This window comes from Pseudomonas sp. SWRI111, assembly GCF_014268555.1.
GTDB classification, from domain to species: domain Bacteria; phylum Pseudomonadota; class Gammaproteobacteria; order Pseudomonadales; family Pseudomonadaceae; genus Aquipseudomonas; species Aquipseudomonas hamedanensis.
Genome location: NZ_JABWQQ010000006.1, coordinates 181,264 through 193,632 on the forward strand (window position 1 = coordinate 181,264; position 12,369 = coordinate 193,632).

The window sequence follows — 12,369 nt, forward strand, 5'->3', positions numbered from 1 at the left end:
CAGATGCAAAGCGGTTCGCCATGCAACCCGACAACGGAGGTCACCCATGGCCCGTCAATCCCTGCTCAGCCTGCCCCTGACCGCGCCACCGCTGAAAAACCGACGGCCCTGGCCCAGCCTCAATCAACGCTTGTTGCCCTGGCTGCTGCCCATCAGCCTTTTTGCCCTGTGGTGGCTGGCCGCGCGCAATCAGTGGATGAGCGAGCAGATTCTGCCGACGCCATCGCTGGTCTGGAGCAGCGCTGTCGAACTTGCGCAAGGCGAGCTATGGAGCCATTTGTGGATCAGCCTGCAACGGCTGTTCTGGGGTTTGCTTGCAGGTATTTCGGCAGGCTCGATTCTGGGGGCCACGCTGGGGTTCAGTCGGCGTCTGGAGCGCTTGATTTTCCCGACCTTCGCCGGGTTGGCGCAGGTGCCGACGCTGGCATGGATTCCGCTGTTCATGGTGTTTTTCGGCATCGGTGAAGTGTTGAAACTGGTGGTACTGATCAAAGCCATCGTCGTACCGGTGACCCTGCACACGCTGGTCGGCGTGCGCGATGCGCAACCGAAACTGCGCGAAGCCGCCGCTGTATTGCGCCTGCCGCCGCGTCTGTTGATTCGTCGGCTGGTACTTCCTGCTGCGCTGCCGGCATTCATGGCCGGTGTGCGCCTGGCACTCGCCGCCGGCTGGACATCGCTGCTGGCGGTCGAGCTGATCGCCTCCAGCGAAGGCATCGGTTACCTGATGGTCTGGGCGCGGCAGCTGTTCATGCTCGATATCGTGTTTGTGTGCATCGTGATCATCGGGCTGATCGGCGTGGCCATGGATCGCGGCATCGGTTTGCTTGACCGCAAACTGGTGTACTGGCCACATCCGGCCACCGCGGAAATTCGCCGCGGCCCGCGTTATCAGGGCTGGCAGCGCCTGCAACCGTGGCTGCTGCCACTGGGCTTGCTGGCGCTGTGGCAGGTGGCGAATGATCAGCAGTGGGTCGACGCGAATATTCTGGTCAGCCCTGTGGCCGTGGTGAGCACGACATGGGATGGCCTGCTCGACGGCACGCTGGCCAACGGCATGGCGTTGAGTTTGAGCCGCACCCTCGGCGGCTTGCTGCTCGGTGGCGGACTCGGTTTCGCCTTGGGCCTGCTGCTGGGACTGTCGCGTTTGAGCGAACGCTTGCTCGGCCCGACCCTTGCCGCGTTGCGCCAGATCGCCATTTTCGCCTGGGTGCCGCTGCTCACGGCGTGGTTCGGTCTCGGTGAGTTGGCCAAGTGGGTATTCGTCGCCCTCGCCGGGTTTTTTCCGCTGTTTATCGCCACCCAGCGCAGCGTTGCCAACCTGTCGCCGCAGCTCAACGAAGCCGCGCAAGTGCTGCGCCTGAGCCTCGGCCAGCGCCTGCGTCGGCTGGTGCTGCCGGGCGCTGCGCCAGGGATTTTCGCCGGACTCAGGCTAAGCCTGATTTACGCCTGGCTTGGCACCATCGGCGCCGAATATTTCATGCCGTCCAACGGTGGCATCGGCAGCCAGATGATCGGCGCACAGCAACTGCTGCGCATGGATCTGATCATGGCCGGCATGCTCTTGGTCGGCCTCACTGGCGCCTTGCTCAACCTGATTGGCCAACGCCTGGAAATTCGCGCCACTCGCTGGAGACACGCATGAACGCACCGATTGTCAGCTTCAACCACGTAGGCAAATCCTTCGACGTCGACGGTTTCGAGCTGGAGGCCATTCGTGAATTCAACCTGGACATCGCCGAGGGCGAATTCGTCGCCATCGTCGGCTCAAGCGGCTGCGGCAAATCCACCCTGCTGCGGTTGCTGGTCGGCCTCGACACGCAGTTTCGCGGGCAGATCGACGTCGATGGCAAAGCCGTCAGCGGCATCGGCGGCGAGCGCGGCATCGTCTTTCAGGAGCACCGTTTGTTTCCCTGGCTGACCGTTGCCGACAACATCGGCCTGGGCCTGGTCAACGAGCCGCTGAGTGCGGCGCAAAAGCAACAGCGCATCAGCGATTTCATCGATCTGGTCGGCCTGCGCGACTTTACCCGCGCTTACCCGCATCAGCTCTCCGGCGGCATGGCGCAGCGCGTGGCAATTGCCCGAGGCCTGGTCGCCAGCCCGAGGATCCTGCTGCTCGACGAGCCCTTCGGCGCCCTCGATGCACTGACCCGCCAGCAAATGCAGGACGAGCTGCTGGCGATTCGCGAACGAGCAAAAATCACCACAATCCTGGTGACCCATGATGTCGAGGAAGCGATTTTTCTTGCCGACCGCGTGGTGGTGATGGAGCCGCGCCCCGGGCGGATCAAGCAAGTGGTCGACATCGCCCTGCCCCATCCGCGTCAGCGCAGCAGTTTCGACTTCCATCAACTGCGCGAAGAACTGCTGCACGAACTGACCAATGATGACCATTACCAACCGAGCGCACCGGTGCAGATCCGCGATCTGCCGCTGACGTTCATTGCCTGCTGAACAGGAGTTCCGCCATGCCGCAACGCCCCAATTTCCTGGTGATTCTGGCCGACGATTTAGGCTTCTCCGACATCGGTGCGTTCGGCGGCGAGATCGCCACGCCGAACCTCGATGCGCTGGCGTACAGCGGCCTGCGCCTGACCGACTTTCACACCGCACCGACCTGCTCGCCGACACGCTCGATGCTGCTGACCGGCACCGATCACCACATCGCTGGCATCGGCACCATGGCCGAAGCACTCACTCCGGAACTGATCGGCAAACCCGGTTATGAGGGTTACCTCAATGACCGCGTCGTCGCCTTGCCCGAGCTGCTGCGCGAGGCCGGTTATCAGACGTTGATGAGTGGCAAATGGCATCTTGGTCTGAAGGCCGAACTGGCGCCCCATGCACGCGGCTTCGAGCGCTCGTTTTCGCTGCTGCCGGGCGCCGCCAACCACTATGGTTTCGAGCCGACCTACGATGAACAAACACCGGGCCTGCTGAAATCCACCCCGGCGCTGTACATCGAGGACGATCAGTTTCTCGACGAGTTGCCCAAGGATTTCTATTCGTCCGATGCCTTCGGCGACAAGCTGCTGCAATACCTCAAGGAGCGCGACCAGACCCGACCATTCTTTGCTTATCTGCCATTCTCCGCGCCGCACTGGCCGTTGCAGGCACCCGCCGACATCGTCGAGAAATACCGCGGTCGCTATGACGCCGGCCCCGAAGTGCTGCGCCTCGAACGCCTGGAAAAACTCAAGGCTCTGGGGCTGATCGAGGCGGATGTCGAACCGCATCCGCTGATCCAGCTCGGTGCGCAGTGGGACGCATTGAGCAAAGAGCAAAAGCAGATTTCCGCGCGGGCAATGGAGGTCTACGCGGCGATGGTCGAACGCATGGACTGGAACATCGGCCGGGTCGTCGATTACCTGCGCCAGCAGGGCCAGCTCGATAACACCTTCATTCTGTTCATGTCCGATAACGGTGCCGAAGGCGCGCTGCTCGAAGCGTTTCCCAAGTTCGGCCCGGAGCTGATGACCTACCTCAACCAGCATTACGACAACAGCCTCGACAACATCGGCCGGGCCAACTCCTACGTCTGGTACGGGCCGAACTGGGCGCAGGTAGCGACCGCACCGTCGCGGCTGTTCAAGGCGTTTACAACCGAGGGCGGGATTCGTGTACCGGCGCTGCTGCACTATCCGCAGCTGCCGCTCAAAGGGCAGATCAGCCACGGCTTCGGTACGGTGATGGACATCACCCCGACCATTCTCGATCTGGCCGGCGTGCGCCATCCCGGCAAACAGTGGAAAGGCAAAGCGGTGGCGCCGTTACGTGGCAAGTCGTGGCTGGGCTTTTTGTCCGGCGAGACCGCGCAGGTGCATGACGAACACACGGTGACGGGCTGGGAATTGTTCGGGCGCCGCGCGATTCGCCAGGGGTCTTGGAAAGCGGTGTTTATTCCCGGACCGGTGGGGCCGGCGACCTGGCAGCTTTATGATTTGGCGAGCGATCCGGGGGAAATTCATGACTTGGCGTTGAGTCAGCCGCAGAAACTCACCGACCTGATCGGGCATTGGCAGCGCTATGTGGAAGAGACTGGGGTGATCCTGAGTGCTTCGCCGTTTCAGCCGGATTGACGGTGACCGATTTATAGCTATCGCGAGCAGGCTCACTCCTACAATTGGAATGCATTCCCCCTGTAGGAGTGAGCCTGCTCGCGAAGAGGTCTTCGCAGTCACCCATTACGCTCGGACTGTACGCACCTCTTCCTGCACAACGGCGTCCCGGCGCACAAACCGGTTCGCCCGCCCGAACGTGCCGAAATCATTGAAGCGCACACCCATCTCGCGCATCACCTTGTGCGCCACCGGCACGGTCATCTGGCGGATGTAAAACGGCTCCTTGACGACGAAATGATGAATCCCGTGACTGCTGCCAAAGTTGAAGCAGAACGCCTGCAACGGCCACAGCCACCATGGGTTCAACACCTGACATTGCTGCAACACATTGCCCGGTTCGATATCGCCGTAGTAATGCATGTTCGAGCTGATGAAATGCAGGCAAAAGGTGCGCAGCACGTTCGGGCCGATGATCACCACCACCGCGATATCGACCACCTGCATGACCGACAACGTGGTGGCGGACCACTCGATTGGCGCGCCCAGCACGTAGCCGATGCCGTTGGCCGCGTGAAACCCGAGAAACACATACCACGCGCCCCAATGCAGCAGCGCCAGCGGTGCGTAGACTTTCACAACGCGCTTGAGAATGCTCAGCTTGTGCGCCCAGGTCTTGGCCCGAAGCATGCGAATGAACGCTGACATGACGTTGTCACCGACCATCAGCAACCGCGCCAAGCCCCACGGCTCACCGTTGGTGATCGCGCGTTCTTCCATGTCGGCTTCGGTGCCGGACACCTTGTGGTGATTGAGGTGCAGATGGCGACGAATCCACGGGTTGATCGTGCTCGGTCGCGCCAGCCACACCAGGCCCATCATCAGATTGTGCGGCACGCGTTGCTTGCGGAAATACATGCTGTGGATCAAGTCGTGCTCAAGCTCATGGGTCAGCGAAGCGAAAAACGCGTTGAGCAACAGGCACACCCACCACGCCATGTGGCCGCTGATGTACAGCGCCGCCGAACCGATCATGCCGGCCAGGGCGAACGCCAGGATCCCCGCGCCGAGGGCATCCTGATGCCGCAGAATCGGATAACGCTCACGCAATTCCACGCCTTTGGCCAGCACCACCTCGCGAATATGCGCCGATCGCAGCACAGCATTGTGTCGCTGGGGACTTGCAGAAGTACCGTCCATGCTCCCATCCTCTGGTTATCGATGTCCGCATCCTGCCTCGGCCGGGTTCGAAACGCGGTAGCCGAGCACGCCAACCTGTTGACCGGAAGCGCCAATCAGCATGAAGGAACCGACCTCCCTCGCCAGCTGGACCCGTGCCTTGCGCAAGCAACTCGACGCGCTGGGGCTGGACAGTCTTGCCCTGTGCCAACAGGCCGGACTCGATCCGGCGTTGATGGACGACCCCAACGCGCGCTACCCGCTGTCCGGCACCACGCGCCTCTGGGCGCTCGCCGTCGAAGCCAGCGGCGACCCGGCCCTGGGCCTGCGCGTGTCACGTTTTGTCAGCCCGACCACGTTCCACGCACTGGGTTATGCGCTGGTGGCCAGCGGTAGCTTGCGCGAGGTGTTTGAACGGATCGTGCGTTATCACCCGGTGGTCAGCGATGCGCTGGAGCTTGAGCTGAGCCGCAACGTCGACCGCTATCAATTTCGCCTGAACATTCCCTCAGGCAATCCGGCGCCGGCCTTTGAAGCCATCGACGCGTTCACCGCGATCTACGTGCGCACCTGCCGCAATCGCCTCGGTCGCGATTACGCGCCACTGGCGGTCTATCTGCGCCGCCCTGAGCCGAGCGACGCCCAGCAATGGCACAAAGTCTTCCGCGCCCCCGTGCATTTCGGCTGCAGCGAAGATCGTCTGGAGTTCGCCCTCGCCGACTTTGACAGCCACCTCGACGACGCCAACCCGGAACTGGCCGAACACAACGAAGCCGTGCTCAAACGCACCATGGCTCAGCTCAAACCACTGACCTGGGAACGCAAGGTGCGCGATGCCATTGAAGAACAATTACCCGAAGGCGAACCGAGCGCCGAACGCATCGCCCAGGCCTTGCACCTGAGCCTGCGCAGCCTGCAACGGCATCTGGCGGATGAGGGTTGCCGCTTCGACACCCTGCTCAACGAAAGCCGCGAAAACCTCGCGCTGCTGCACCTGCGCGATCCGCAGTGTTCCTTGAGTGAAGTCAGCTATCTTCTGGGGTTCGCCGACACCAGCAGCTTCAGCCGCGCGTTCAAGCGCTGGACAGGGATGACGCCGGGGCAGTTTCGGGATGGGTTGCGTTGAGTTTCAATCAGCGAGATATGAGTCGGTGAAAGGACTCAAGTGTGAAAATTTTCCTTCTTGAGCATATCGAGTGTAGGACGGGCTGGTCGACGAACCGCGTCTAGCACATAGCCGAAGCCATTCAAGATTACCTCTACCTTACGCAGACCAATGTCAGAGACCGTGTTGTTCTCGATGCCGGAGATGGTCGCGCGACTCATACCGTACTTCAGAGCGAGGGCTTGCTGAGACAACCCATTCGCCTTTCGAAGGGTTCTGATTAATTTGCCTATGTTTTCCATCTGAGCCGCCTGCATTATTTACGATGCATTTTTTTTATTTTCAGCCGACATGCATTCTATTGAATGCATTTCTTGCGAAAAACTGACCATTATCTTTCTTTCAAATTATCAACGTCGTATCAAAAACCCCAACTCAAACACCGTCCCCGCCACATCACTCCTCACCCGCACCCGCCCGCCATGCAACTGCATGATCGACCGCACGATCGCCAGCCCCAACCCACCCGAATCCCCCGGTTCCGCACGCGAAGGGTCGACGCGATAAAAGCGATCGAACAGCTTGCCCAGATGCTCAGGCGGGATGATCGGGCCGTGGTTGTGCACTTGCAGCCAGCACATACCCGGTTCATCGCGGCGTTGCAGGCTGATCAGGGTGCCGGGGTCGGCGTGGCGGACGGCGTTGGCCAACAGGTTGCCGAGGGCGCGTTGCAGCAGTTGCTGGTCGGCGAGCAGTTCACCGTGCATGTGGTTTTGCAGTTGGAGGCCGCGATCATCCGCCAAGGGTTCGAAGTAGTCGCAGAGTTCGTCGCCGACGTTTTGCAGACTCAGCGTCTGCAGATTGAGCGCGCGCTCGGCCTGTTCGGCGCGGGCGAGAAACATCAGATTCTCGGCCATGCGCTTGAGCCGTTCGAACTCTTCCATGTTCGAGGCCAGCACTTCCTGATATTCCGCCGTACTGCGTGGATGGTTCAGGGCCTGGCCGTTGCTCGCCAGCAAGGTGTGCAGCGGCGTGCGGATTTCGTGGGCGAGGTCGGCGGAGAACTGCGAGAGACGCTGCACGCTGTCGTCCAGCCGCGCGAGCATGGCGTTGAGCGCGTGCACGGGTTCGCGCAATTCTGTCGGCGTGCCTTCGACGGGCAGGCGTCGATCGAGGCTGCGCAAATCGATGCTGCGTACCGCTTCGCTCAACTGACGCAACGGTTGCAGCCCCCGGCGCAGCAAGAGCAATCCCAAGGCAAAGGCGAGCAGTGCGCCGAGGCCGACAGACAGATACAGACGCAGGCGATAACTGCCGAGCATCTGCTCGCGCTCGCTCAGGACTTTGCCGGCAATCACCGTCAGCCGTTCGCCGTTGGGGCCTTGGGCCTGGCCGGACAACAACGCCAGTTCGGCACCATCGCTGGCCTGCCAGGTGAGCACGTCGCGGCGCTGCGGCATTTGTTGTCGCGGCAGCGCGTTCAACGCTGGCAACTCGCGCTGACGCGGGTTGATTGCGATGACACTGGAGCCGTCAGCCCGGCGCACCAGCAGCAGGCTGTCGCGATTGCCGAGCATGTTCTGATACAGCCGTGGCCGCGCCTGCAAGGCGTCGAGGCTGTCGCTGTCGGCGAGCAAGGCGCGCACTTGTTCGAGGCGACCGAGCAGGGCCATGTCGTCACGAAAGGCCAACTCCGAGGCCAGGGAGCGGTAGAGGAACACGCCAATTGCGCTCAGCACCAAGGCGCAGACCATGGCGAAGGCCAGCGCCAGGCGCCAGGCGATCGACTTACTCCGCATCGTCCGGCGCTTCCAGCTGATAGCCGACGCCGCGCACGGTGTGGATAAGTTTGGGCATGTACGGATCGTCGACCTTGGCGCGCAGACGACGCACGGCGACTTCAACCATGTTGGTATCGCTGTCGAAATTCAGGTTCCACACCTGCGAGGCAATCAGCGTGCGCGAGAGCACTTCGCCCTGGCGGCTGGCGAGCAGCTGCAACAGGGCGAACTCCTTGTTGGTCAGGGCAATGCGCTGGCCGCCGCGACTGACACGGCGGCGCAGCACGTCGATTTCCAGGTCGGCGATGTTGTACGACTCGGCTTCACGCATCGGCCCGCGCCGCAGCAACGTGCGCACCCGCGCGAGCAATTCGGCGAAGGCGAAGGGTTTGAGCAAATAGTCGTCGGCGCCGAGTTCGAGGCCGCGCACACGGTCTTCGATGGCGTCTTTGGCGGTGAGAAACAGCACCGGCGTGGCGCCGCGCTGGCGGATCAACTGCAGCAATTGCCAGCCGTTGAGACCGGGCAGCATGACGTCGAGGATGATCAGGTCGTATTCCTGCTGTTCGATAAAATAACGGCCATCGAGGCCGTTGAGCGCCACGTCCACGGCAAACCCGGACTCGCCCAGGCCCTTGGCGAGGAAATTGGCGGTTTTGGCTTCATCTTCTACAACCAGCAAACGCATGGCACACCTCGATTGATCAGGCACACAGGCTAGGCGTGTTCGGCGCCGTTGCCCATTACAAACTTGTAATCAGACTGACGAGGTTCTGACGAAGTGCGCCGGCTAAGGTGCAGGCCTTCCCATCCGGAGCCTGCACATGACCGTCAAATACCTTGTCGCCAGCCTGATGATCGGCCTCAGCGGCGCCGCCGTCGCCACGCCTGAACTGCCGCGTCACGCCGATCTCGATTCGAAAACCGCACGCTGGCTGGCCGATAAAGCGATGAGCAGTTGCACCGGCACGGTGTCGGTACTCGACCGTGGCGGCAACCTCTTGGTGACCCTGCGTGGCGATGGCGTCGGCCCGCACAACACCGCCGCCAGCCAGCGCAAGGCTTACACCGCGCTGTCGACCAAGACGCCGACGCGGCTGTTTGCCGAACGCGCCCGCAGCAACCCGGAAACCGCCAACCTCAACACCCTCGACGAGTTGCTGTTGCTGGGCGGCGGCATCCCGCTGTTCGCCGGCAGCGAATTGGTCGGCGCCATCGGCGTGGCCGGTTCCGGCGGCGGCGAGCAAGACGAAAACTGCGCCCTCGCCGCAGCCGACAAATCCGGCCTGACCATCACCCGTTCCCACTAAGGAGATCCTCCATGACCACCCTGCGCATGACCCTCGCCGCCCTAGGCCTGAGCGCTGCTTCAAGCCTGGCGCTGGCCGCCGGCAATCCGCTGAGCGTCCACGTGCTTAACCTGGAAAACGGCCTGCCGTCACCGGGCATCAACGTCACCCTGGAAAAACACGTCGGTGAGAACTGGCAACCGCTCGCGCAAGGCACCACCAACGAGCAAGGGCGGATCGCCGAACTGTTCCCGGCCAAACAGCCTTTCGAAGCGGGCGAATACCGCGTGGTGTTCAAGACCGGCGAGTACTACCAGAAGACCAGGCACGAGACGTTCTTCCCGGAAATTCCGGTGATCTTCCAGGTGAAGCAGACTGATCAGCACTACCACATCCCGCTGCTGCTCAGCCCGTACGGTTTCTCGACTTATCGCGGTTCGTGATCTCTACGCCAATCAAATGTGGGAGCGGGCTTGCTCGCGAAGGCGGAGTGTCAGTCGACGGATGCGTTTACTGACACTCCGCTTTCGCGAGCAAGCCCGCTCCCACAGGTGATTTGAGGCGTTCGTCAGAGTGTGGCCATCGCACGCAACCGCGCCGCGTCGAGGATTTCGATTTCGCCGTACGCCAGACCAATAATCCCCTGTCCCTGCAAATCCTTGAGGATCTGATTAGTGGTCTGCCGGGACAGCGCGAGCATCGCCGCCAATTGCTCCTGCGGCAGTTGCAGCACACGACGTGGCGCCTCGAGTTCGCCGTAGCCTTCGGCAATCATCAGCAAGCGATGGGCCAGACGCGCCGGGGCTGGCAACAGGCTCAGCTGTTCAAGGTTGATAAAGGCCAGGCGCAACTTATGGCTCATCAGCAGCGCCAGATGCCGCCAATACAGCGGCTGTTCATCGAGCAGCTTGAGCAACGCTGCCTGCGGAATATTCAGCAAGGTGCACGACCCGACGGCATAGGCGTCATGGGTGCGTGGCTGGCCGTCGAACAGACAGATTTCACCGAACCAGTGCGGCGCCTCCACCAGGCTCAGCAACGCCTCTTTACCCTGCTCGCTGACCGCGCCGATGCGCACGGCGCCGTCGAGCACCGCGTACAGACCGCACGGCGCATCGCCACGCTGGAACAGACGCTGCCCCGTCGTCAGCCGCCGCTCGCGGGCCAGCGCCAGCAGGCTATCCTGAAAGGACACCGGCAGATGACTGAACCACTGGCCGCTCAGCAGCCGTGCACGAATTTCCATAACCACTCCTGGAGTGTCGCCTGCCCGACAGAGCGAACGCGGATCCCGAGGGATGATGCGGTCAACCCTACTGGAGGAACAACAATGAAAAGCCTCGTCGATCACCTCAGTCAATACGCCGCCTACCACCGCGACCCGCGCAACATTGCCAGCCACTTTATCGGCATTCCGCTGATTGTGGTGGCGGTGGCTGTCTTGTTGTCGCGACCGCAGTGGTCGCTGGGCCCGTTGTGGCTGTCCCCCGCCGTTGTGGTGGCGCTCGCCTCGGCGTGGTTTTATCTGCGCCTGGAACTGAAGCTCGGCGTGTTGATGACGGTGCTGATGGGCCTGTCGGTCTGGGCCGGGCATGCCCTGGCGCAGCAGAGCACGATGGTCTGGCTGAGCAGCGGGTTGGCGATGTTTGTGGTGGGCTGGGTGATCCAGTTTGTCGGGCACCACTACGAAGGGCGCAAACCGGCGTTTGTCGATGACATCAGCGGGTTGATTGTCGGGCCGCTGTTTGTCGTGGCTGAGCTGGCGTTTCTGCTGGGGATGCGGCAGGAGTTGAAGCAGGCGATCGAAGCGCGGGCAGGAGCGGTGCGGGTCAATCCGAATCGTGCGGCTGTCTAGATCGTATTCGCGAGCAGGCTCGCTCCCACAGGGATTTTGGTTGTTCACAAATTTTGTGTTCAACACCCATCCACTGTGGGAGCGAGCCTGCTCGCGAAGCTTTGCTTCTAAAGGTTGGCGACTTTCTGCCAGACCTTGGGTTTGAAGAACAAGGTCTCACCCTTGGCCAGGCCGATCAGGCTGTCGTGATCCTTGACCACTTCGGCCTCAATCAGATCCGTCTGCCCTTCCACCTTCAGCGTCACCCGCGTCGTCGCGCCCAATGGGCGAATATCGCGCACCTCAGCGGCATGGTGATCTTCCAGTTCATGTCTGGACAGCGACACCTCGTGCGGGCGGAACAGCACGTGGTTGTCGTCGCTGAGCAGCAAACGGTTGGAATCACCGAGAAAGTGGTAAACGAAATCGCTGGCCGGGTTTTCGTAGACGTCGCCCGGTGAGCCGATCTGTTCGATCACGCCCTTGTTCATCACCACAATGCGGTCGGCGACTTCCATCGCTTCTTCCTGATCGTGGGTCACGAACACCGACGTCAGGTTGATGTCCTCGTGCAGACGCGCCAGCCAGCGGCGCAGTTCTTTACGCACCTTGGCGTCGAGGGCACCGAACGGCTCGTCGAGCAGCAGCACTTTCGGCTCCACCGCCAGGGCACGGGCCAGGGCAATGCGCTGACGCTGGCCACCGGACAACTGCTCCGGGTAGCGATCCGACAACCAGTCCAGTTGCACCATGTTCAGCAGTTCATGAACCTTGGCGGCGATCTGGCTTTCGTTCGGGCGTTGGTTTTTCGGTTTCATGCGCAGGCCGAACGCGACGTTGTCGAATACGGTCATGTGGCGGAACAAGGCGTAATGCTGGAACACGAAACCGACGTTGCGATCACGCACGTCGTGGCCGGAGACGTCCTCGCCATGGAAAACGATGTTGCCCTGATCCGGGGTTTCCAGACCGGCGATAATCCGCAGCAACGTAGTCTTGCCGCAGCCCGACGGGCCGAGCAGCGCCACCAGTTCACCGCTCTGGATGTCCAGGCTAATGTTGTCCAGCGCCTTGAACGCATTGAAATTCTTGCTGACGTTACGCACTTCGATCGACATGA

The 12,369-nt window shown here is 61.7% G+C and carries 13 protein-coding genes; 7 read left to right on the forward strand and 6 right to left on the reverse strand.

The genetic code is table 11. The features are described 5' to 3' along the window. The first annotated feature begins 46 nt into the window (after window positions 1–46). Genes HU755_RS10285 through HU755_RS10295 form a run of 3 tightly spaced genes read left to right on the forward strand, consistent with a single transcriptional unit; the run spans window position 47 to window position 4,082 of the window. The gene (locus HU755_RS10285; protein WP_186632127.1) at window positions 47–1,645 is read left to right on the forward strand and encodes an ABC transporter permease; all 1,599 of its coding nucleotides are present in this window, start codon (window positions 47–49) and stop codon (window positions 1,643–1,645) included. Then, the gene (locus HU755_RS10290; protein WP_186548577.1) at window positions 1,642–2,457 is read left to right on the forward strand and encodes an ABC transporter ATP-binding protein; all 816 of its coding nucleotides are present in this window, start codon (window positions 1,642–1,644) and stop codon (window positions 2,455–2,457) included. The genes HU755_RS10285 and HU755_RS10290 overlap by 4 nt, the downstream gene beginning before the upstream one ends. A gap of 14 nt (window positions 2,458–2,471) precedes the next feature. After that, a complete protein-coding gene (locus tag HU755_RS10295; RefSeq protein ID WP_186632130.1) occupies window positions 2,472–4,082 on the forward strand; it encodes an arylsulfatase in 1,611 nt (536 codons plus the stop codon). Between the two features lie 105 nt (window positions 4,083–4,187). On the opposite strand, the gene HU755_RS10300 is transcribed toward HU755_RS10295, so the two are convergent. Then, window positions 4,188–5,261, reverse strand: coding sequence for a fatty acid desaturase (locus tag HU755_RS10300; protein WP_186632133.1), 1,074 nt, complete (start codon window positions 5,259–5,261; stop codon window positions 4,188–4,190). Between the two features lie 100 nt (window positions 5,262–5,361). Between HU755_RS10300 and HU755_RS10305 the strand changes: the two genes are divergently transcribed. Continuing rightward, window positions 5,362–6,366: an AraC family transcriptional regulator gene (locus HU755_RS10305; RefSeq protein ID WP_186632136.1), complete on the forward strand. Its 1,005-nt coding sequence runs from the start codon at window positions 5,362–5,364 to the stop codon at window positions 6,364–6,366. Between the two features lie 35 nt (window positions 6,367–6,401). On the opposite strand, the gene HU755_RS10310 is transcribed toward HU755_RS10305, so the two are convergent. The 3 genes from HU755_RS10310 to HU755_RS10320 form a co-directional block, all read right to left on the reverse strand. Beyond that, a complete protein-coding gene (locus HU755_RS10310) occupies window positions 6,402–6,647 on the reverse strand; it encodes a helix-turn-helix domain-containing protein (RefSeq protein ID WP_186632139.1) in 246 nt (81 codons plus the stop codon). Between the two features lie 108 nt (window positions 6,648–6,755). Beyond that, on the reverse strand, window positions 6,756–8,144 hold the full coding sequence (locus tag HU755_RS10315; RefSeq protein ID WP_186632142.1) for a heavy metal sensor histidine kinase: 1,389 nt from the start codon (window positions 8,142–8,144) through the stop codon (window positions 6,756–6,758). Then, window positions 8,134–8,814, reverse strand: coding sequence for a heavy metal response regulator transcription factor (locus tag HU755_RS10320; protein ID WP_186548591.1), 681 nt, complete (start codon window positions 8,812–8,814; stop codon window positions 8,134–8,136). Before HU755_RS10320 ends, HU755_RS10315 begins: the two co-directional genes overlap by 11 nt. A 136-nt stretch (window positions 8,815–8,950) precedes the next feature. Here HU755_RS10320 and HU755_RS10325 point away from each other — a divergent pair, with 136 nt between their 5' ends. Further along, entirely contained in the window at window positions 8,951–9,436 is a 486-nt protein-coding gene (locus tag HU755_RS10325) for a heme-binding protein (RefSeq protein WP_186619385.1), read from the forward strand. Window positions 9,437–9,447: 11 nt separating this feature from the next. Further along, complete coding sequence (gene uraH, locus HU755_RS10330; RefSeq protein ID WP_186632145.1) at window positions 9,448–9,858, forward strand: hydroxyisourate hydrolase; 411 nt, start codon at window positions 9,448–9,450, stop codon at window positions 9,856–9,858. A gap of 125 nt (window positions 9,859–9,983) precedes the next feature. Here the strand turns inward: uraH and HU755_RS10335 are convergent, their stop codons facing one another. Continuing rightward, on the reverse strand, window positions 9,984–10,661 hold the full coding sequence (locus HU755_RS10335) for a Crp/Fnr family transcriptional regulator (RefSeq protein WP_186632148.1): 678 nt from the start codon (window positions 10,659–10,661) through the stop codon (window positions 9,984–9,986). Window positions 10,662–10,745: 84 nt separating this feature from the next. Between HU755_RS10335 and HU755_RS10340 the strand changes: the two genes are divergently transcribed. Continuing rightward, a complete protein-coding gene (locus HU755_RS10340) occupies window positions 10,746–11,270 on the forward strand; it encodes a DUF962 domain-containing protein (protein WP_186619382.1) in 525 nt (174 codons plus the stop codon). 107 nt (window positions 11,271–11,377) lie between these two features. On the opposite strand, the gene HU755_RS10345 is transcribed toward HU755_RS10340, so the two are convergent. Then, window positions 11,378–12,367, reverse strand: a complete 990-nt coding sequence (locus HU755_RS10345) for a sulfate/molybdate ABC transporter ATP-binding protein (protein ID WP_186632151.1) — start codon at window positions 12,365–12,367, stop codon at window positions 11,378–11,380. Window positions 12,368–12,369 lie beyond the last annotated feature (2 nt).